This window comes from Rhodococcus sp. IEGM1428 (assembly GCF_050321865.1).
Lineage (GTDB): Bacteria > Actinomycetota > Actinomycetes > Mycobacteriales > Mycobacteriaceae > Rhodococcoides.
Map to the genome: position 1 here is coordinate 723,277 of NZ_JBNQFW010000002.1, position 17,265 is coordinate 740,541.

Annotated in this window: 21 protein-coding genes and 2 tRNA genes; 11 read left to right on the forward strand and 12 right to left on the reverse strand. The window is 63.5% G+C overall.

The window, feature by feature from the left end:
* The first annotated feature begins 27 nt into the window (after window positions 1-27).
* The gene (locus tag ACQR3T_RS11960; RefSeq protein WP_428693543.1) at window positions 28-369 is read left to right on the forward strand and encodes a DUF4288 domain-containing protein; all 342 of its coding nucleotides are present in this window, start codon (window positions 28-30) and stop codon (window positions 367-369) included.
* A gap of 10 nt (window positions 370-379) precedes the next feature.
* Here ACQR3T_RS11960 and ACQR3T_RS11965 read toward each other — a convergent pair whose 3' ends face one another.
* Together ACQR3T_RS11965 and ACQR3T_RS11970 are read right to left on the reverse strand one after the other, a co-directional pair.
* Window positions 380-1,300 carry a pseudouridine synthase gene (locus ACQR3T_RS11965; RefSeq protein ID WP_428693544.1) on the reverse strand — a complete coding sequence of 307 codons (921 nt, stop codon included), beginning with the start codon at window positions 1,298-1,300 and terminating at the stop codon, window positions 380-382.
* Between the two features lie 78 nt (window positions 1,301-1,378).
* A complete protein-coding gene (locus ACQR3T_RS11970) occupies window positions 1,379-1,711 on the reverse strand; it encodes an excalibur calcium-binding domain-containing protein (protein ID WP_428693545.1) in 333 nt (110 codons plus the stop codon).
* 143 nt (window positions 1,712-1,854) lie between these two features.
* On the opposite strand from ACQR3T_RS11970, the gene ACQR3T_RS11975 reads away from it, so the two are divergent.
* On the forward strand, window positions 1,855-2,058 hold the full coding sequence (locus ACQR3T_RS11975; protein ID WP_032381115.1) for a DUF3072 domain-containing protein: 204 nt from the start codon (window positions 1,855-1,857) through the stop codon (window positions 2,056-2,058).
* 292 nt (window positions 2,059-2,350) lie between these two features.
* Window positions 2,351-3,397: an alpha/beta hydrolase gene (locus ACQR3T_RS11980; protein ID WP_032381191.1), complete on the forward strand. Its 1,047-nt coding sequence runs from the start codon at window positions 2,351-2,353 to the stop codon at window positions 3,395-3,397.
* On the opposite strand, the gene hisC is transcribed toward ACQR3T_RS11980, so the two are convergent.
* Window positions 3,386-4,441 (reverse strand): histidinol-phosphate transaminase, encoded by a 1,056-nt coding sequence (gene hisC / locus ACQR3T_RS11985; protein ID WP_428693546.1) that lies wholly within the window; start codon window positions 4,439-4,441, stop codon window positions 3,386-3,388. The two genes, ACQR3T_RS11980 and hisC, sit on opposite strands and share 12 nt — an antisense overlap.
* A gap of 93 nt (window positions 4,442-4,534) precedes the next feature.
* On the opposite strand from hisC, the gene ACQR3T_RS11990 reads away from it, so the two are divergent.
* The 4 genes from ACQR3T_RS11990 (at window position 4,535) to ACQR3T_RS12005 (ending at window position 6,434) form a co-directional block, all read left to right on the forward strand.
* The gene (locus ACQR3T_RS11990; RefSeq protein ID WP_428693547.1) at window positions 4,535-5,299 is read left to right on the forward strand and encodes a dienelactone hydrolase family protein; all 765 of its coding nucleotides are present in this window, start codon (window positions 4,535-4,537) and stop codon (window positions 5,297-5,299) included.
* 123 nt (window positions 5,300-5,422) lie between these two features.
* Window positions 5,423-5,512, forward strand: a tRNA-Ser gene (locus ACQR3T_RS11995).
* Between the two features lie 50 nt (window positions 5,513-5,562).
* Window positions 5,563-5,635, forward strand: a tRNA-Arg gene (locus ACQR3T_RS12000).
* Window positions 5,636-5,771: 136 nt separating this feature from the next.
* Window positions 5,772-6,434, forward strand: a complete 663-nt coding sequence (locus ACQR3T_RS12005; RefSeq protein ID WP_155291005.1) for a hypothetical protein — start codon at window positions 5,772-5,774, stop codon at window positions 6,432-6,434.
* Between the two features lie 59 nt (window positions 6,435-6,493).
* Here ACQR3T_RS12005 and ACQR3T_RS12010 read toward each other — a convergent pair whose 3' ends face one another.
* Window positions 6,494-6,934 carry a hypothetical protein gene (locus ACQR3T_RS12010; protein ID WP_094739385.1) on the reverse strand — a complete coding sequence of 147 codons (441 nt, stop codon included), beginning with the start codon at window positions 6,932-6,934 and terminating at the stop codon, window positions 6,494-6,496.
* A 114-nt stretch (window positions 6,935-7,048) separates the two neighbouring features.
* Here ACQR3T_RS12010 and ACQR3T_RS12015 point away from each other — a divergent pair, with 114 nt between their 5' ends.
* Entirely contained in the window at window positions 7,049-7,639 is a 591-nt protein-coding gene (locus ACQR3T_RS12015) for a hypothetical protein (protein ID WP_428693548.1), read from the forward strand.
* A gap of 30 nt (window positions 7,640-7,669) precedes the next feature.
* On the opposite strand, the gene ACQR3T_RS12020 is transcribed toward ACQR3T_RS12015, so the two are convergent.
* Window positions 7,670-7,948, reverse strand: a complete 279-nt coding sequence (locus ACQR3T_RS12020) for a hypothetical protein (RefSeq protein WP_256991104.1) — start codon at window positions 7,946-7,948, stop codon at window positions 7,670-7,672.
* 659 nt (window positions 7,949-8,607) lie between these two features.
* Here ACQR3T_RS12020 and ACQR3T_RS12025 point away from each other — a divergent pair.
* Window positions 8,608-9,405: an endonuclease/exonuclease/phosphatase family protein gene (locus ACQR3T_RS12025; RefSeq protein ID WP_428693549.1), complete on the forward strand. Its 798-nt coding sequence runs from the start codon at window positions 8,608-8,610 to the stop codon at window positions 9,403-9,405.
* A gap of 31 nt (window positions 9,406-9,436) precedes the next feature.
* Here the strand turns inward: ACQR3T_RS12025 and ACQR3T_RS12030 are convergent, their stop codons facing one another.
* Window positions 9,437-9,742: a hypothetical protein gene (locus ACQR3T_RS12030; RefSeq protein ID WP_032405153.1), complete on the reverse strand. Its 306-nt coding sequence runs from the start codon at window positions 9,740-9,742 to the stop codon at window positions 9,437-9,439.
* A 117-nt stretch (window positions 9,743-9,859) separates the two neighbouring features.
* On the opposite strand from ACQR3T_RS12030, the gene ACQR3T_RS12035 reads away from it, so the two are divergent.
* Complete coding sequence (locus ACQR3T_RS12035) at window positions 9,860-11,236, forward strand: cytochrome P450 (protein ID WP_428693550.1); 1,377 nt, start codon at window positions 9,860-9,862, stop codon at window positions 11,234-11,236.
* Between the two features lie 7 nt (window positions 11,237-11,243).
* Here ACQR3T_RS12035 and ACQR3T_RS12040 read toward each other — a convergent pair whose 3' ends face one another.
* Window positions 11,244-11,702: a hypothetical protein gene (locus ACQR3T_RS12040; RefSeq protein ID WP_428693551.1), complete on the reverse strand. Its 459-nt coding sequence runs from the start codon at window positions 11,700-11,702 to the stop codon at window positions 11,244-11,246.
* Window positions 11,703-11,814: 112 nt separating this feature from the next.
* Between ACQR3T_RS12040 and ACQR3T_RS12045 the strand changes: the two genes are divergently transcribed.
* Window positions 11,815-12,690, forward strand: coding sequence for a bifunctional methylenetetrahydrofolate dehydrogenase/methenyltetrahydrofolate cyclohydrolase (locus ACQR3T_RS12045; protein WP_032381123.1), 876 nt, complete (start codon window positions 11,815-11,817; stop codon window positions 12,688-12,690).
* On the opposite strand, the gene ACQR3T_RS12050 is transcribed toward ACQR3T_RS12045, so the two are convergent.
* From ACQR3T_RS12050 to ACQR3T_RS12070, 5 genes are all read right to left on the reverse strand, one after another.
* Window positions 12,660-13,463 carry an IclR family transcriptional regulator gene (locus tag ACQR3T_RS12050; RefSeq protein WP_428693552.1) on the reverse strand — a complete coding sequence of 268 codons (804 nt, stop codon included), beginning with the start codon at window positions 13,461-13,463 and terminating at the stop codon, window positions 12,660-12,662. The genes ACQR3T_RS12045 and ACQR3T_RS12050 overlap by 31 nt on opposite strands.
* A gap of 59 nt (window positions 13,464-13,522) precedes the next feature.
* Window positions 13,523-14,215, reverse strand: a complete 693-nt coding sequence (locus tag ACQR3T_RS12055) for a GntR family transcriptional regulator (RefSeq protein ID WP_428693553.1) — start codon at window positions 14,213-14,215, stop codon at window positions 13,523-13,525.
* 41 nt (window positions 14,216-14,256) lie between these two features.
* Complete coding sequence (locus tag ACQR3T_RS12060) at window positions 14,257-15,408, reverse strand: aromatic ring-hydroxylating oxygenase subunit alpha (RefSeq protein WP_428693554.1); 1,152 nt, start codon at window positions 15,406-15,408, stop codon at window positions 14,257-14,259.
* A 94-nt stretch (window positions 15,409-15,502) separates the two neighbouring features.
* A complete protein-coding gene (locus tag ACQR3T_RS12065) occupies window positions 15,503-16,666 on the reverse strand; it encodes an NAD(P)/FAD-dependent oxidoreductase (RefSeq protein WP_428693555.1) in 1,164 nt (387 codons plus the stop codon).
* Window positions 16,663-17,025, reverse strand: coding sequence for a bifunctional 3-phenylpropionate/cinnamic acid dioxygenase ferredoxin subunit (locus ACQR3T_RS12070; RefSeq protein WP_032381125.1), 363 nt, complete (start codon window positions 17,023-17,025; stop codon window positions 16,663-16,665). Before ACQR3T_RS12070 ends, ACQR3T_RS12065 begins: the two co-directional genes overlap by 4 nt.
* Between the last annotated feature and the right edge of the window lie 240 nt (window positions 17,026-17,265).

The window sequence follows — 17,265 nt, forward strand, 5'->3', positions numbered from 1 at the left end:
ATCGAACCCGCTGCTACCTTCGTCGGTATGAACGCTGCCAAGCAGGCTTATGTCGGAATCGCGGTATTCGAGCTCGGTAAGGTCGCCGGCGACGGGGAATACTATCGCGAGGACTTCTATTTGGTCTACGCGGTGGACGATGCTGCTGCACGGCGAGCGGTCGAAACCCTTGCGCGCGAGCATGAGTATGCGGTTGGCCCCGGCGAGGACCGGTCGTACATCCGGCTGGCGCATGTGGTCGATGTGGCCCGGGCGCTACAGAATCCAACCGAAGACGCCGTGGATCTCTATTCGCGCCACTTCGCTTCCCTGGAAACCTATTCCGAGTTCGAGATGATGCTCGGGGGACGCGATCCGTTGGCGACGTGAGCGCGAGACGTCAACCTTCGTCCGACTCCCAACGTTCCAAGCTCAATCGCGTTTCGAAGCGTCGCACAGATTTGGAGATCGGGTCGATGAATTCGATTGCACTGGCGAGTAATTGGAGTGGATCAGTGAAATCGTCGACGGCCCGGTTGGTGGCCGTCGGGTAGAGGTCGTCACCGACGATCGGCACCCCGAGCGAATTCATGTGCAGTCGCAGTTGATGGGTGCGGCCGGTCAACGGTGTCAGTCGATAGCGGCCGAGTGCGTCGTGGTGGTCCAGGAGTTCGACGGTGGTGTGCGCGTTGGGTTCTCCGGAGACCTCGTGGGCCGTGAATTGTCCTCTCTCCGAGACGATTCGACTGCGAACGATGGTGGGCAGGGTCAGTGTGGGGTCGTACGAAGCAATCGCCTCGTACTCCTTGTGAACCTTTCGATCCTGGAACAACGTCTGATACGCGCCACGAAGTGTCGGATCGACGACGAACAAGACCAGACCCGCGGTGACGCGGTCGAGTCGGTGCGCGGGCACTAGTTGCGGTAGATCGAGTTCCAGGCGCAGTCGCACCAGCGCGGTCTGCAGGATATGTCCGCCGCGGGGGATGGTTGGCAGAAAGTGTGGCTTGTCGATCACCAGTAGCGCGTCATCGCGGTGCACGATCGAAATATCGAACGGCACAACGGTTTCCGTCGGAAGGTCGCGGTGGAACCAGACGGCCTCGCCGGCCACGTACGGCGCGTCGGAGGAGATGGGACCGGCCATGTCGACGATCTCGCCGGCGTCGAACATGGCGTCGATCCTGTCCGAAGGAATTCGTAGCTCGGTCGCCGTCAGGAAGTCACGGACGGTGCGCCAGGTGCCGTCCTCGGGCATTCGGATGCGCGCGGGGTCCAGGCCGTGTCGCTTCGCCAGGGGTGGTTGCTGGCGTCGTCTCACCGAATGAGCGTATCCGCCCGCCGAGATCGCACTTATGCGGACAATTCCGAGCTATCTGCCCGCACAAGTGCGAATTCGCTACTCGCAGCCGATGCCGTCGTTGTCGCGGTCGAGGTGGGGGCCGTAGCCGTACTCGTCGCGGTAGACGGGAGCGGCGCCAGCGTCACGTGCGGCGTCGCAGTTCTTGTACTGGAATCCGCTTGGCTGAGGTGCGGGCGCTGGTGCTCCCTGCGGTGCCGGCGGGGGTGTGAAGGCGGGCGGCGGAGGCAGGACGCAGAACTGGGCCGAGCCGGCTCCGCACAGGAAATCGGTGATCGGGTCGGCGGAGGCGACGGCAGGGGCGGCGACCACGGCTGCCGCCGCAATCACGCTGGAGATGCCGATCTTGACCAACAGGTTTTTCGTCTTCATGAGGTTCCAATCGAGGGGGGTGTGACGTGGAGCATTGCCGGGCGATCATTGAACTGTCAATCAAGTCATTCGCACGACCTACGGACGCGTCTCCTGAACACGAACGTGTTTGGAACCCGCCGATTCGGCGTACTTACGAACGTATGAGCGAAAATGAGCAGGTCAACCAGAACCCCGAGAAGGATCCCGACGATTGGGTCACCGGCGACGAGCCGATGACCGGGCCGCAGAAGAGCTACTTGAGCACCCTCGCTCAAGAAGCCGGGCAGGAAGTCCCCGACGATCTGAACAAGGCTCAGGCGTCGGAAATGATCGACAAGTTGCAGGGCGAGACCGGCCGCGGCTGAGTCGACGCCACGGAAGTCCACTCGATGTGACATCGACCCCCGAAAAGTCCACCGAATGTCACATCGAGTGCCTCCCGAACTACGGCAATATTCGGCACATCGGACCAGGTAGACCGTTACATTTTCGGTAGATGTAACAAAGGATTACGCAGACTTTTGTACGCGTCGTTTCGCGGCTACTGTGAGCGGACCCACAGGCCTCGGCGTGTCTGCGTAGCGGTGGGTACGTTGTGTAACGGATGTTGTTTGTGTTGCGCCCGCGAGGGTGCGCCTGGGGAGGATGGCAGATCAGATGCACCGTCGTGTGTTGGCAGTAGCGGGAACTGCTCTGGCAGTTTCCCTGCTGGGGTCGGGTCTCGCCGGGGCGCAGCCGCTGCCCGGTACCGGCAGTTCCGATGGTGGCGGTCCAGTGCCCAGCATGGAGGCCCAGTCCCTGCCGACGGCGTCGGCGCGAATCGATCGTGTCGACATGCTGACCGACCGCCGCGCTGCGGTGTGGGTCGACTCGCCCGCCATGGGCCGCGCCATTCAGGTCCAGGTTCTTCTTCCGGCCGCGCAGGCCGTGTCCCGCCCTACGCTCTACATGCTCGACGGTGTGAGTGCAGGCAAGGAATCCGATTACAAGGAAAGCACCTGGACGCAGAAGACCGACATCGTCAATTTCTTCGCGGACAAGCAGGTCAACGTGGTGCTCCCGGTCGGCGGATCGAGCAGCTACTACACCGACTGGAATGTTCCGGATCCAGTACTCGGTGTGAACAAGTGGGAGACGTTCCTGACGTCGGAGCTGCCGCCGCTGATCGATGCGCGCTTCTCCGGTAACGGCACCAACGCGATCGCGGGTGTCTCGATGGGCGCGCAGGCCGCGATGGATCTGATCACGCGTCACCCCAAGCTCTACACCGGCGTCGCTGGCCTGAGCGGTTGCTACGACAATTCGCAGACCAACTTCAAGGACGCGGTGCGCGCTACCGTCGCGACCAACGGCGGAAACGCGTCCAACATGTGGGGCGAGAACACCGATCCTCTCTGGGTGCAGCACGACCCATCCGCCAACGCCGAGGCCCTCCGCGGCAAAGACGTCTACATCTCTGTCGGTACCGGTTTGCCCGGCCCGTACGAACTCGGTCCCGGAGGTAGCGGACCGGAGAGTGCGCTCATGGGCGGGCCACTCGAGGCCGCCGCGCTGTACTGCACGACAGTGTTCGACACGAGACTGCGCGCGTTGGACATCCCTGCGACAACCGTCTATCGCCCCTACGGAATTCACGGCTGGCCGTACTGGCAGGACGACCTGCGTGAATCCTGGCCGACGCTCGAACGCGCGCTAGGCCTGTAGGGCGTACTTCAGAAATGCGTCGTTCTCGTGCGGGTCGCCGATGGTGACCCGCACGCCGTCGTTTCCGTAGGCGCGCAGCAGCAGGCCCTGTTCGGCTGCAGCCGACGCGAATGCACCGGACCTCTCGGCCAACGGCAGCCACACGAAGTTGGACTGCGATGCGTTGACGTCGAAGCCTCCTCCGACCAGAGCGTCGCGTACGCGGTCGCGTTCGACGATGAGGGCGTCGGTGCGGGCCAGTAACTCCGCCGAGGCCGCGAGCGACGACAACGCTGCCTGCTGCGCGATCGTGCTGACTGCGAAGGCGATACGCACCTTGGACAGCGCTGTGATCACGTCCGGGTCGGCTACCGCGTAGCCCACCCGCAGGCCGGCGAGACCGTACGCCTTCGAGAAGGTGCGCAGCACGATCACGTTGCGTCGTCCACGCGCGAGTTCCACGCCATCGACGTGATCGCCGTCAGCGGCGGGACGGGTGTACTCGAAGTAGGCCTCGTCCAGTACGACGAGAATGTTCGACGGCACCGCGTCGAGGAAGGCCTCGAGCTCGGCGCGCCGGACGACGGTTCCCGTCGGATTGTTGGGGTTGCACACGAAGATCAGGCGGGTGCGGTCGGTGATGGCCGCGAGCATCGCGTCGAGATCGTGCACGTGGTCTGCGGTCAGTGGAACCTGCACGGGCGTCGCACCGGCAACGCGCGCGATGATCGGGTACGCCTCGAACGAACGCCATGCGAACAGCACCTCGTCGCCGGGGCCACACGTGATCTGAACGACCTCTTGGCACAGTGCAACCGAACCGTTACCTGCGGCCACATTTTCGGTCGCAACGCCGAGCTTCTTCGCCAAGGATTCGACGAGTGCCGTCGCCCGGATATCGGGGTAGCGGTTGACGCCACCGACGGCCTCGGCAATAGCGGCATGCACGCTGGGCAGCGGGCCCTGCGTTGTTTCGTTGCTCGCCAGCTTGATTGCCCCCGGAAAGCTACGGCCGGGAATGTAAGCGGGGATGGCGTCGAGGTCGGGGCGGATGTGCGCGGTCACGGCTGCCATTATGCGCTCAGGTTCGGGGTTGACTTCTACGCGTCCGTGTTATTGCTGTGCACGACCGGACCGATCGTCCTATCTTCGATAAGTATGTCGGGAATCTTCAGCGACGTCGCAGTCCTTCGGTCCGCCACCGCGCCCACAGTCGGCGCGGACGACGAGGTGGATACGTCCGCGCACGAATCTCCGCCACGAGAGAAGGTGCCTCTGACGGCCGTCGAACCGGAGGGCACACCGCGCGGCGGAATCGTCGTGCTCCACGAGGCGCGTGAAATTCCGCAGTCTCTGCTCGACCTGCTGCGTGCGCTGGCGATGGAAGGCTGGCTGGCCGTCGCCCCGAATCTCTTTCACCGGGGTCACAGCGACGACAGGGAAGTCTTCGGCGACGACCTCTTCGCAGACTTCGACGCCACCTCCGACTGGCTGGTGCAGCGCGGGGTCTATCCCGATTGTGTCGGGGTCATCGGATTCGACGACGCAGGCACAGCGGCTCTGATCGTGGCCACCAGCCGTCCTGTCGGAGCGGCGGTCAGTGTTGCCGCGGCGGGCATCGTCGAACCGCTCAACTCCGACGCGATCGCGTTGGTCGAGGCCGCACCCAAGCTGCAGGCACCCTGGCTCGGTCTCTACGGCGAAGACGACCCGCACACCCCACCGGATCACATCGAAGCCCTTCGCGACGCTGCCACGCGTGCCTCAGTGGCCACGAACATCGTCAGCTACTCGGGTGTGCAGCATCGGGCCGACCATCCCAGGGAGCAACCGGGCAGCAGCGACCACACCGATCCGGCCGAGGCAGCTCTGGTCGATGCTCAGACTCGAATCTTCGATTGGTTCGACAGCTTCATGCGCTGACGAGCAACAAGCATCTTTTACGCGAACGCCGTGCGAACCTGAGGCGTCGACCAGCCGTTTTGCCTTCTGGCCTTTGCCGTGTGTAATCTCTTTCCTCGGCGGTCCGAGAGGGCCGGCAGCCTAGGAGGCGTGCCAGAGCGGCCGAATGGGAGTCACTGCTAATGACTTGTCCTTTCACCGGGACCGGAGGTTCAAATCCTCTCGCCTCCGCCACGAACGGTAGATTTTTACCGTTCAGCTAGACCAGTTGGATAACTGAACATGCGCCCGTAGCTCAACGGATAGAGCACTTGACTACGGATCAAGAGGTTAGGGGTTCGAATCCCTTCGGGCGCACAGGAAAAATGCCCCGAACTGCAGCGATGCGGTTCGGGGCATTTTGGTTTGCGTGGATTGGCCCCGGTCCGGCCGGGATCTGGACAATCCAAACAAACCGGGCGTAGGGTTTGTTGTCATCCCTGGAGGAGGCAACGTGAGCGATCGATCGGGTGGACCGGCAGCCGTGAGTGAGTCCGACGCTTCGCCGAGAGCCGTGGTCCCGCGATTGGCCGTCCCTCTCTTGTTCCTCTCACTGCTCTTCGTCGGTGCTGTGCCGTTCTACGTTCGGCAGCCGTTCGAGGCCGGTGAGTCGGTGTCGGATCCGATGTGGGTGGGCGGATCTGCGTTCCTCACAGCACCGGAAACAAGTCTGTACTGGCTGATTGCCGTGCCGGTGTGCATCGGGGCTGTCGCGGTTTATTGCGGGTGGAGCGAACGTAGATCAGGCATCACATCGAAGGTTCGGCTGTGGCTCGTTGCAAGTCTCGGATCATCAGTCCTGACAATCGTTCTGCTGCAGGGCGGACTGTTGTTCTACTTCGGCAATCTGACCATCAGAGGGCTCGTGCCCCTGCTGACGTTATCGGCGGCCGTTCTGGTGTGGGGTGTCGGTCTGAGATCACTCCTACTGACGGCAGTAGGAGCTGTCGCGGTAGCTGCGAGTCTGGTGTCGAACCTCTACGACGTCGAGAACCTGGTTCCGCGAGAATGGGCATTCGACTCCCGCTTCAGCCTGTGTCTGAACATCATGCTGACGGCATCCGTGTTCGTGGTCGGAGCGGTGGCGTCATGGTTTGCCGAACGGTCCAGGCGATAAGCCTGCCTCGCCCCCCGCATGTCATCGAACTCGATGCTGACACGCGGTGGTGCCGACACCTAGGGCGCGACGAAGCACAGCGGCCCAGCCGGGGTGGCTGGATTGACGTTCACCGTTGCAACAGGGCCACCGGCCGACGTTTGGTACGCCATCAATGAATGCTGACCGGGGGTGGTAGGTGTCCACAGAGTCACTTTGTGCCCGAGTACGACTGGGGTGCTGAAGTATCCATCGAACTGCCATACGAAGTCCTCGATCGGCATCGCGGACTCGGCATCCAACGGAGCTATGTCGACGCGCGGTTCGACCAGCTGTTCGGTGCGAGCGACGGCGACGTACGTGCATCCGACCCCGTACGGCGTGGTCTGCCCGAAACTCAGACCGGGAAGTATGTCGAGACTCACTACTTCGGCCGAGGCGCTGGGAGCGCTGAGCACTGCGGCCGCTGTACAGAGAGCGAATGCGACAGGCGAGTAACGGACAAACCGTCGAATCTTCATGCCCCTAGGTCGACGGACGGTCATCGCTCGTTACATTCCCCTTCCGTCGGGGGCGACGCTGAGAGACGTCGGTCAGGGTTCGCCGGGTCGTCGTCGGCAGTGGACACTGACAGGATGGCAAATCCAGGTGACCCGAAGTCGGTGTGGTCCACAGTTGCGGTGATCGTCGGCACCGTGGCAGCCGGCGTCGTAGTTGCCGGTCTACTGCACGATCCTCAACCCCCCGCCGTGTCGATACCCGGCTGCGAGGAGGTCCTCCTGCCCGAGGATATGCAGAGAATCAATTACGCAATTGCCGGCCCTGATTCTGTCCCCGCGGGGTTCGACGCAGCGGCCAAATCCGCCGCCTTGATTCAGGCACTGCCCGCTGGAACCACGGTCGAGCCCGATGCGATGTTCCCACCGCTGACCTTCGATACCCGAGCCATTGCGTATGGGCGAATCGCGCTGGGCGGGGCCGTGGGCGACGTGAACGTGACGCTGTCGACATCCGATCAACCCGTCGGGGCGTGTATTTCGGGGTACGTCGATGAGCGCCGCACACTGAATGACGGCACCGTCGTCGATGTCAGGTCATCCGAAAAAGGAAGTCGCGTAGAGGTATACGCGACCGACGGCAGCCATGTCGATGTATCCGCCGATCGCGTGCTGACGGTCCAACAAGTAACCGACATCGCGATGACCCCGGGACTCCGCAACAACTGAATTCGCCGTCGGCCGCGAATGGTCCTGAGATCACATGGACGATGCCGCAAACGTCAGAAACACGATGAACAATCCGACGCCACCGAGCGCCGCACCGATCACTGCATCCCGACCGTTGGACGCGTCGCCCTCGACCGCGCGGCCGAGACCGATCCAGCCACTGATCACCGCGACGATTCCGGTCGGGATGGTCACGAAGTCTCCGACGAACGGCACGAATGCGCAGATGACCGCCACGATGCCCGCCACCAACGCCAGGCTTCCGGCACCGTCGCGGAACATCGACTGAGAAGCGGACTTACGTTTCACCGAGTCTCCAATCGAGTGCAGCGCGAACGCGCCGATCGAACCTGTCAGCGCGGGTAGACGATGACGCCGCCTCCATAGTAGATACCCGTTGCCCGGCGGTGGAACCGATCGAGCGTGCACACGGTGGTCTGCTCGACCGGAGATGTACGTGTTCTACGTCGGAATGCCCGAGGCGATCGGGATCGGTCTTCCGGTCAAGAAGGGAACCGCGTCGGTCAGCGCCGGCGAAAGTCCACAGCATCGGCAAGGAGCCTGCGTCTTGCAGCTCTTGGCGTCGGAAACCTGTCACCTGCTGTTTCGGGCCCCGCGTACGAATACCGGGTCGGCTTTGGAACGGCGATGGTCGATGACAAAGCTCGATGCCCTCGATCAGACCGTCGATCGTGCCGATAAAGCCCCCTGGTGGCCGACGGCGTCGGCGACGCGCCCCGCGGGTACCGATTGCAGGGTGTCTCCACGAATGCCGTTGAGCAGGAATGTAATAGCGACTCGGCGACGGTTCCGACGACAGCGGCCTGGACTACTGTCAGGCGAGATTGTTTCGGGCCCGTACCGAGGGCTTATCTCGTTTCGGTCCATCCGGCAGTCGAGTCAGGCTTCCACTCGTCGCAAACGAAAATGAAGCGCGCGAGTCACGCCACGTCTGACATCATCGTGCTGTGAAGATCATCTCGATCAATGCATGGGGCGGCGCCATGTACGACGAACTCGTGGGATGGCTGAAATCCGTTGATGCCGAGATCATTTGCTGTCAGGAAGTCACTCGTACTCCGAATCGATCGGGCTGGGCAACGTTCGCCGACGGTGAGCGCATTCTGCCGCAGCGGCTCGATCTGTTCGGCGACGTGTCCGCCGCATTGCCCGGATACACCCCGTATTTCGTCGCCAACGACGCCGGACCTGTCACCGACGCCGACGGCGTGGAACTGAGACAGGACTTCGGGATTGCGACCTGGGTGCGTGAGGACTTTCCTGTCGTCGGACTCGACGCGCGGTTCGTGCATTCACGGTTCGTCGATCACACGGAGTGGAACGTGGACGACCGTCCACGAGCCGCGTTGACGGTGACCGTTCGCGATCGCGTCGGCGACAGGTTCGTCTCCGTCATCCAACTACACGGTCTGCGTGATCCAGCAGGCAAGGACGACAGTCCCATTCGGCTGGAGCAGGCCCGGAAGATGGTCGAGGTCGTCGAACATGTTCGCCCGTCGAGCGACGCCATGGTGCTCTGCGGCGACCTGAACCTGCTGCCGTCGAGCAAGACGTTCACACTGCTGGCCGAGCACGGAATGACCGACCTGGTGGGAGAAGCAGACACGCGAGCGTCCAGTTATACGAAACGAGTTCGAAGCGCCAGCTATCTGTTGGTGTCCGATCCGACTGCAGTGCGAAGTTTCGAGATCGTCGCGAAACCAGAGGTGTCCGACCACCGAGCACTTGCCTTGGATCTCGCATAGCGGGAGATGTAGATCCGGAGGCTCGGCTCGCTCACATTTCGAACTGCACTCGAGCAATGTGGTCACAGACCTCGGCGATTCGGGCACGGTGAACATTGTGTTCGGCGTCGAGGTCGTAGACGCGGTAGCTGTCGGCGTCGAGCCAGTCGTTGGTGATAGCGAAGCTCCAACCGCCCTCGCGCAGTGCGAGATCGATGCCGCTGTGGTGCATGAGCAGGCCGGGCAGGTTCAACGCCGCGATTCCGGCGAGACCGTCCCGAAGTTGTGCCGCATCTGCGTCGGCCTGCTCGGAATCGGTCGAGGCACGGAGGCGTCCGACAACCACGTTGCGAATCATGGTTTCCAGTATCGCCGAAATACTCTCTCCGATCCTCCTTGCGCCGCTCGACCCGCGATTAAGCTGGCCGAAGCAGCCGAGTGGCGGCAGGAGTGATTGTCGAGGAGCCGTGATGACGTGAGCTCGGTGTTCGCGCAGCGCTCCAGTTACATTCGGCAGGGGATTCACTTCGAGGGTGGGGCGCTGCCCCTGTCTGCCGAATTCGGGGTCTCAGGGGCCATCGAACACAAGTTGACCCGTGACCATCTTTTCATCGGCGACGGCACCTCGGATTTCATCGGCACGTGGCGGGGCAGTCGCGTGCAGTTGTATGCGCTGTCCCGGCGGGCGATCGACGCGATAGTCAATCCCAAGGTCGCGGGCGTTCACATCGACCGAGATACTGCGGCGCGTCATTCGTTCGGACAGCTGAGCCCCGAGGCCGTCACTTTCGCGTCGTCGACGCGAGCCGATTTCAAGGAACGCAAGAGAAACCTCGTGGTGGCAACCGGTTCGAGCGACGCGCTCGAGGTCACCGTGCGTGCGTTGGACCGCCATCTACCGGTCGACTCCGGTGAAATCGGTCTCGATCTGCGTCCGGTCGTCACGGTGTGTGTCCGGGAGGCAGTGGCCGAGGCTGTGTGGGGTGAGGCAGCGTTCGCGCCGGTCCGGTACGTCGACCGGGAGGGACGCGAGTGCAGCCTCCCTTTCGCGGAGGCGCTGTACGAGAACTTTCTGCGGTTGCGGAAGTTCGCGAACACCTACGCGATGAGGGTCGAGCCGAGGCTGCAGCACCTGCCGTTGACGCGCGAGCAACGCCTGATGCGTGCGAACACACGCGCGCTGCAGCAGCACATGCTGCAGATGTCGGCTCACCCACCGGATTCGACCGTCGCGGGTCACCTCGCGCGGCTGCACAGTGACTCCGGGTTCTCCACCGGCGTCATCCGTGACGACACCGCGACGTCGTTCGTGGCCGCCGTGGATACCACCCGTACCGCGGTGCTCGCGACCTTGAAACACTTACTGGCCCCAGTGAATTCGATCTGGAAGACCCAAGTCGGCGCGGTTGCCCCAGAATCTGCGGGCGCATCGGCGGTGGTGCGGGCGTGCGTGATGGAGGCACTGCGGGTCGACACACCAGGATCGGTCTTCAACGGCCGAGTCACGGAGGATTTCGATCTGAAGGTCGGTGACCGCGTGGTGCGGCTTCATCGAAACACGCTGATAATGCCGAACATTCATGCAGTTCATGCCCTGAGTGGGCCCACGTTCGATCCGGCACGGCTACTGAACGCGCATGGTGCAGTTGTCGATTCGGCAAAGGTGATGCCGTTCGGCAAGGGTCCGAGGTCGTGCCCGGGGAAGTCGTTCGCGTTGTCGATGATCGCCGTTTTCGTCACCGCATTCTTGCGTGCGTACCCGGACGCTCAGGTCGACCCGACGCAGTACGACAATCGATATCCGATCCATACGGCATCCGAACACGGCCTGTACGTCGAACTTCGCATCTGACCAGGCATCAGACCTTGGGCTGATCCCTCCGGACGCGGTAGTTGTGCCATGTGTGCCCCGCGAGGGGCACCGCGACAGCGCCGATGCAGACGATCGGCAATGCGATGAACCACGACACTGATGCGCTCTTCGCGGCCACTGCGACACCGAAAACGACCATCGGAAATCCGAAGGTCTCTAGTAGGTCTACTTGCCGGGGTTCGATCGGCGGCCGACCGAGCCAGGGAATTCGCCGGCCCGCGTTCTCTCGCATTGTTCGTCGCGTCGACGCAACAGTCAGCGCCGCGCCTATCGCTGCCGTGCATACCCCTGCCACGGCCAACCAGGACTGTCCGTCCTCGACCAGAACCGCCGTCAGAACAAGTCCCACAAGGAGGATGCGCGCACCCCACACCTTCCAGTGTGGTGCAGACTCTCGCTCGTCCCGCTGCACGTCGACCGGCCGCATCGGCTGCAGGGGCTCCATGGCTCGACCCTCCCGCATCGCGGCTCTTGACCGACTGCGGCGACGCGCCGTAACCTGACCGACAGTTGATATATCAGAACCGCAGCGGCCTGCCGAACCGAGGAATCACAGTATGACCACAGCGCTCAAGATCGACGGGACGGCGGTCAGCGCGATCGTCAAGGACGATCTGCGACATCGCGTGGAACGGCTCGCCCGCCAGGGGATTCGGCCCGGTCTCGGTACGATTCTGGTGGGCGACGATCCGGGTAGTCGTTCCTACGTCGCAGCGAAGCATCGCGACTGTGCCGAGGTGGGGCTGCATTCGATTCAGGTGCGATTGCCCGCGACCGCGACCCAGCAGGAGATCGAAGACGCGGTGCACGCGCTCAACGACGACCCCGAGTGCACTGGCTTCATCGTCCAGTTGCCGCTTCCCCCGCACATCGACACCCATCGGGTGATCGAACTGATCGATCCACGCAAGGACGCCGACGGGCTGCATCCGACCAACCTGGGTCGGCTCGTGCTCGGCATGGACGGGCCGTTGCCGTGCACGCCGCGCGGGATATTGGAACTGCTTCGCCACCATGATGTTCCGATCACCGGCGCACGCTTCTGCATCATCGGGTGCGGGATCACGGTCGGGCGTCCGCTCGGGTTGATGCTCACCCGGCGAAGCGAACACGCGACGGTCACGATGTGTCACGAAGCAACCGTGGACACCGCCGCGCACACCAGGGCCGCCGATGTTGTCATCGCCGCTGCAGGTGTTGCGCATCTGGTGCAACCGGATTGGATCAGTGCCGGGGCAACGGTGCTGTCGGTAGGAATCACCCGCACCGTCGAGGGCATTCTCGGTGACGTGCACCCCGGCGTCGAGCAGATCGCGGGGCGGCTCAGTGGAGCGACAGGCGGCGTCGGTCCGATGACGCGGGCAATGCTGCTCACGAACGTGGTGGAGTGTGCGGAAGCCGCTCAGGCCGAGGGGATGAACGACTCGCGGTAGCCCATCTTCTCGCTGATTTCGGCCGTGGCAGCCAGTACGTCCGGGACGATGGCACGCATTCGGGTTTCGTCGAAGCGATACACCGGGCCGGAGACGCTCAGTGCCGCCGTCGTCTTACCGGTGTAGTCGAGAACCGGCGCTGCGATGGCATTGAGTCCGGTCTCGTACTCTTCGACGACCACTGCATACCCGAGGGACACCGCGGCATCGAGTTCGGCGGTCAGAGCGGTTTTGGTGGTGAGGGTGTGCTCGGTGTATCGGTGGAGGTCGAGTGAGTCGACGACCGTCTTGCGGGTGTCGGCATCCAGTGCGGCGAGCAACACCTTGCCGCTGGCGGTGGCGTGCAGAGGAGTCTGTTCCCCGATCCAGTTGTGGGTGCCGACCGAACTGGGACCGCGGGCCTGATCCAGGTGTATGGCCGTATTGGCCCGCAGCACAGCGATATTCACTGTCTCGCCGAGCTTGCCTGCGAGGCGTTCACAGACGGCGTGGCCGTATTCGGTGATCTCCAGGCGCTCGGGTACGGCGGCGGCGAGCCGCAGTACACCGAGGCTGAGCCGGTACTTGCCGCGATTGTGCGTCTGCATCACCATGTCGTGTTCTTCGAGCGACGCAAGCAGCCTCGACACCGTGGACTTGTGGACACCGATCTCGGTGGCGATGGCGCTCACGCCGGCCTCCCCGAGTCGCGCTACGACCTCGAGCACTCGAAATGCGCGGTCGACGGATTGGACGCCACCCTCGGGGGCACGTGTCGAATCGTCGGTTGCCACCCCCTGGACTATACGTACCGGACACCTACCCGGTGGTACGCACCCTCGGGCAGTGACGTCTAGATGACGGCGCGAACCGCGTCGTCGAACTCGGTCACATGGGCTCGGGCAACCGCCGCAGCATCCTCGGCTTCCCCGGCCGCGATCGCTCGGAGCAGCGCGGTATGGGTACCCACGTGATCGGCGAGCGGCGGCAGACGATCCATGAACAACCAGAAGATTCGCGTGGCCAGATTGTTGTAGCGAATCAAGGCGTCTTCGAGAACCGGGTTCGCCGCCAGCCGGTACACGGTGCGGTGAACCTCGGCGTCCCACTTGATCAGGTCGTGTTGGCTCGGCGGCGCGGCCTCGAATTTCTCGGTGCGGTCGGCCATGCCCAACAGAACTTGACGCTGGGTCGCCGTGGCCGCGGTGGCCGCCTTCGCTGCCGCCAGGGGTTCGAGGCGCTGGCGAATCTCGGAGATGTCTCCCAGATCGGCGACGTCGATAGAGGTTGCGAAGGTGCCGCGGCGGGCATGCGATATCACCAGGCGCTCGTACTCGAGCCGTTTCAGAGCTTCCCGCACCGGTGTACGGCCGACGCCCAGCTCGACGGACAACGCCGACTCGACGACGGCCTCACCTGGCTTGATCGCCAGCATGATCAGCTTGTCGCGTATAGCCGAGTAGGCGACGTCAGCCATCGTCGCACCCTGTTCGCCCGGCACCCCCGACGATCCGGGGGTGCCCGGCGACGCGACCTCGACACTCATGGTCACCGATCCTATCGGCACCGAGCTCGGGGCAGGGTCGGTCAGGCCTCGATGCGGTTCTTCAACCAGTCGTGGAAGAAGCCGATGTGGTGTTCGCTGCCCACCAGCACTCCGCCGTCGCGGTACTTGCGGGAGCTCATGGCGGGCTGGCAGCGCTCGCACGCCTCGAAGTCCTGCAGGTTGACGCGGTGGAACAACTCCACCGATTTCTGCAGATCCCGTCCCGAGGCAACGACGCCGGGCAGGTACAGCCAATCGCATTCCACCAGAGTGCGATCGGCCGCGAGCGGATACATGCGGTGGATGATCACGTGATCCGGGACGAGGTTGACGAATACCTGCGGCCTGACGGTGATGGCGTAGTAACGCCTGTCCTGTTCGGGTGCGATTCCAGGAATGGAGTCGTGTCCCTCTGAACCGTCGAGCGTGAATCCCTTGACCGATTCCCCGAATTCGGCTCCGTGGCCCACGTAGTACTGGGCGGCATAACCGTCGGCGAATTCCGGTAGCACCTCGGTCAGCTCGGGGTGGATGGTGGCGCAGTGGTAGCACTCCATGAAGTTCTCGATGATGAGCTTCCAGTTGGCCTTGACGTCGTAGCTCACGCGCCTGCCGAGGCCGAGGTCCTCGATCTTGTAGCGATCGATCGACTCGACGTCGCCGAGTCGATCGCGGATGTCCTGCACCACAGTGGTATCGAAGGACGCCGGATTGTCGCTGAGATTGACCCAGACGTATCCGAGCCATTCCTCGACGGACACCGACGACAGGCCGTAGCGAACCCGGTCGATGTCGGGCATCTTGGTGAGATTCGGTGCTGCGATGAGCTTTCCGTCGAGGTCGTATGTCCAAGCGTGGTACGGACATTGGAACGATCGTTTGACTTCGCCATTGTCCTCCATGCAGATTCGCGCACCGCGGTGCGCGCAGACGTTGAGGTAGGCCTTGATGGCCCCCGTCCGGGTGCGCGTCACGATCACGCTCTCGCGGCCGATCTGCACGGTACGGAAGGCACCGGGCTTGTCCAGATCCGCGGCACGGACCGCGCAGATCCACAGCTCCTCGAAGATCTTCTCCTGCTCGAGCTCGAAGATGGCCGGATCGGTGTAATAGCGACCGGGGAGGGTGGAGATCAAACTCTCGGGAAGGGGAAGGTAGGTTGCGGGCGGCGTGGTGTCTGGAATGGTGGTCAAGGGGTCCTCCGTACGTGGCCGATCTTGCGGATCGGTGACGAGACGTCAACTGGGATAGTGGAATACGACGAGTGGAACAGCAGCCTGGGTGTGGTCAGACCGCGCGAGCGGGGGCCGAGAGCTGACGGCGCCAGCGGGTGAACAGACGAACCTGATTGACACCGAGTACGCCGACCGGAAGTCCGTCGGATCGGTAGACGGCGAGGAAGCTCCCGAGCTCGGGTGAACCCTCTTCGATGGTGCATTCACTGTCCGGTCCGGCAGTGCCGGCGAACTGAATACGCGACCCGTACTGATCGGACCAGAAATACGGAGGTTTGACGTGTTGGCCGCCGTAGCTACCCGAGAGCAGGGTGGCCACTGCGACGGTGGGTCGTTCGGACGCCCCGGCCCAGTGCTCGACGCGCCGATGGGCACCGGACGAATCGAGCCATGCGGCGCAGTCGCCGACGGCGACCACTCCGGGCACGGCAGTCGCGCCGCCACCGTCACACAGGATTCCGTTGCCGAGTGCGAGTCCGCTGGTGCCGAGCCAATCGATGTTCGGAATGCCGCCGATACCGACGACCACAACGTCGGCGTCGAGAACTCGACCGTCCGCGAGCCGAACGCCCGTCACTCGGTCGGTGCCGGTAAGTCCGTCAACGGCGATTCCGCAGATCAACGTGGTGCCGTTGTCGCGGTGCAAATTGCCCACCGCACTACCCAGCCTCGCGCCGAGTGGCCCGGCGAGCGGTGACGGGGCGGCTTCGACGACGGTGACGTCGAGGCCCAATTTCCTTGCCGTGGAGGCTACTTCGGCTCCGATGAAGCCTGCGCCGATGACGACCAGACGCGCGCCGGGCTCGAGTTCTGCGCGCAGCCGGTCGGCGTCGTCGATCGTACGCAACACGTGCACACCGGCGAGGTGATCGGTACCGGGAAGCGATCGCGCGCGCGAGCCGGTGGCCAGGACGACGCCGTCGGACGTCAGTTCGGCACCGTCGTCGAGGGTGACGGTGCGACGCGATGGATCGAGTGCGGTGGCGCTACGTCCCAGAATCCAGGTGGCGTCGAGGTTTTCGTCGTCGGGCTCGAGTGCGAGCGTGCTGGCGTCCACGTCGCCGGCGAGGTACTCCTTCGACAGGGGAGGACGGTCGTACGGTCGGTGGCTCTCGGCACCGACGATGGTGAGCGAGCCGTCGAACCCGGCCGCCCGAAGGGCCCGCGCCGAGCACAGGCCGGCCAGGGAGGCTCCGACGATGGTGACGCTCTTCATGAATGTCCCTCGGCGGCCAGCCGGCCGCGAACATCGGGCGGAAGATTGGGGGTCGCGGTGCTCAGCTCGATGTAGATCACGCCGTCGTCGACGACAACGGTGTGAGTGCGAACCGGCAGTTTCGCGGGCGGAGCGTCGACGGCGCCGGTGCGCAGATCGAAGGTGGACGCGTGCAGGGGGCATTCGACCGCGCACCCTTCCAGCCATCCGTCCGCGAGCGACGCGTCCTGATGCGTACAGGTGTCATCGATCGCGAACAGCTCGCCGTCCTCGGTGTGGAACACCGCCACAGGAGGGGTCGTGTCGACGCGCAGAGCTTCGCCGCCCGGGAGGTCGGCCAGGGGACACACCTTGAGCATTCGGATCCTTTCTGTATCGCTATGCGGAACACGTCTTACTTCTCGCAACAACAGTGTGAACATCGACACAAGATCGTGTCAATAGGAGACGGCACTTTTCACCCCTGCGAAACATGATGTAACTCGATTCGGACAAACCGCACGTTCTGCCAGCTGAACACGTGGTTAGCGCGTGCAAGGACCTGTTCGTCCGGTGCGAGGTGGCACCGGCCCGGCGGTGCGCACAGTGGCCGTCTGGGC

What these genes read in the sequence shown, in the direction of transcription:
- ACQR3T_RS12065 (WP_428693555.1), bottom strand. Translation starts at nt 16,666, where the DNA reads ATGAAGAGCGTCACCATCGTCGGAGCCTCCCTGGCCGGCCTGTGCTCG.
- ACQR3T_RS12010 (WP_094739385.1), bottom strand. Translation starts at nt 6,934, where the DNA reads ATGAAGATTCGACGGTTTGTCCGTTACTCGCCTGTCGCATTCGCTCTC.
- ACQR3T_RS11980 (WP_032381191.1), top strand. Translation starts at nt 2,351, where the DNA reads ATGCACCGTCGTGTGTTGGCAGTAGCGGGAACTGCTCTGGCAGTTTCC.
- ACQR3T_RS11990 (WP_428693547.1), top strand. Translation starts at nt 4,535, where the DNA reads ATGTCGGGAATCTTCAGCGACGTCGCAGTCCTTCGGTCCGCCACCGCG.
- ACQR3T_RS12070 (WP_032381125.1), bottom strand. Translation starts at nt 17,025, where the DNA reads ATGCTCAAGGTGTGTCCCCTGGCCGACCTCCCGGGCGGCGAAGCTCTG.
- ACQR3T_RS12030 (WP_032405153.1), bottom strand. Translation starts at nt 9,742, where the DNA reads ATGATTCGCAACGTGGTTGTCGGACGCCTCCGTGCCTCGACCGATTCC.
- ACQR3T_RS12045 (WP_032381123.1), top strand. Translation starts at nt 11,815, where the DNA reads ATGACCACAGCGCTCAAGATCGACGGGACGGCGGTCAGCGCGATCGTC.
- ACQR3T_RS12055 (WP_428693553.1), bottom strand. Translation starts at nt 14,215, where the DNA reads ATGAGTGTCGAGGTCGCGTCGCCGGGCACCCCCGGATCGTCGGGGGTG.
- ACQR3T_RS11960 (WP_428693543.1), top strand. Translation starts at nt 28, where the DNA reads ATGAACGCTGCCAAGCAGGCTTATGTCGGAATCGCGGTATTCGAGCTC.
- ACQR3T_RS12015 (WP_428693548.1), top strand. Translation starts at nt 7,049, where the DNA reads ATGGCAAATCCAGGTGACCCGAAGTCGGTGTGGTCCACAGTTGCGGTG.
- ACQR3T_RS11975 (WP_032381115.1), top strand. Translation starts at nt 1,855, where the DNA reads ATGAGCGAAAATGAGCAGGTCAACCAGAACCCCGAGAAGGATCCCGAC.
- ACQR3T_RS11970 (WP_428693545.1), bottom strand. Translation starts at nt 1,711, where the DNA reads ATGAAGACGAAAAACCTGTTGGTCAAGATCGGCATCTCCAGCGTGATT.
- ACQR3T_RS12040 (WP_428693551.1), bottom strand. Translation starts at nt 11,702, where the DNA reads ATGGAGCCCCTGCAGCCGATGCGGCCGGTCGACGTGCAGCGGGACGAG.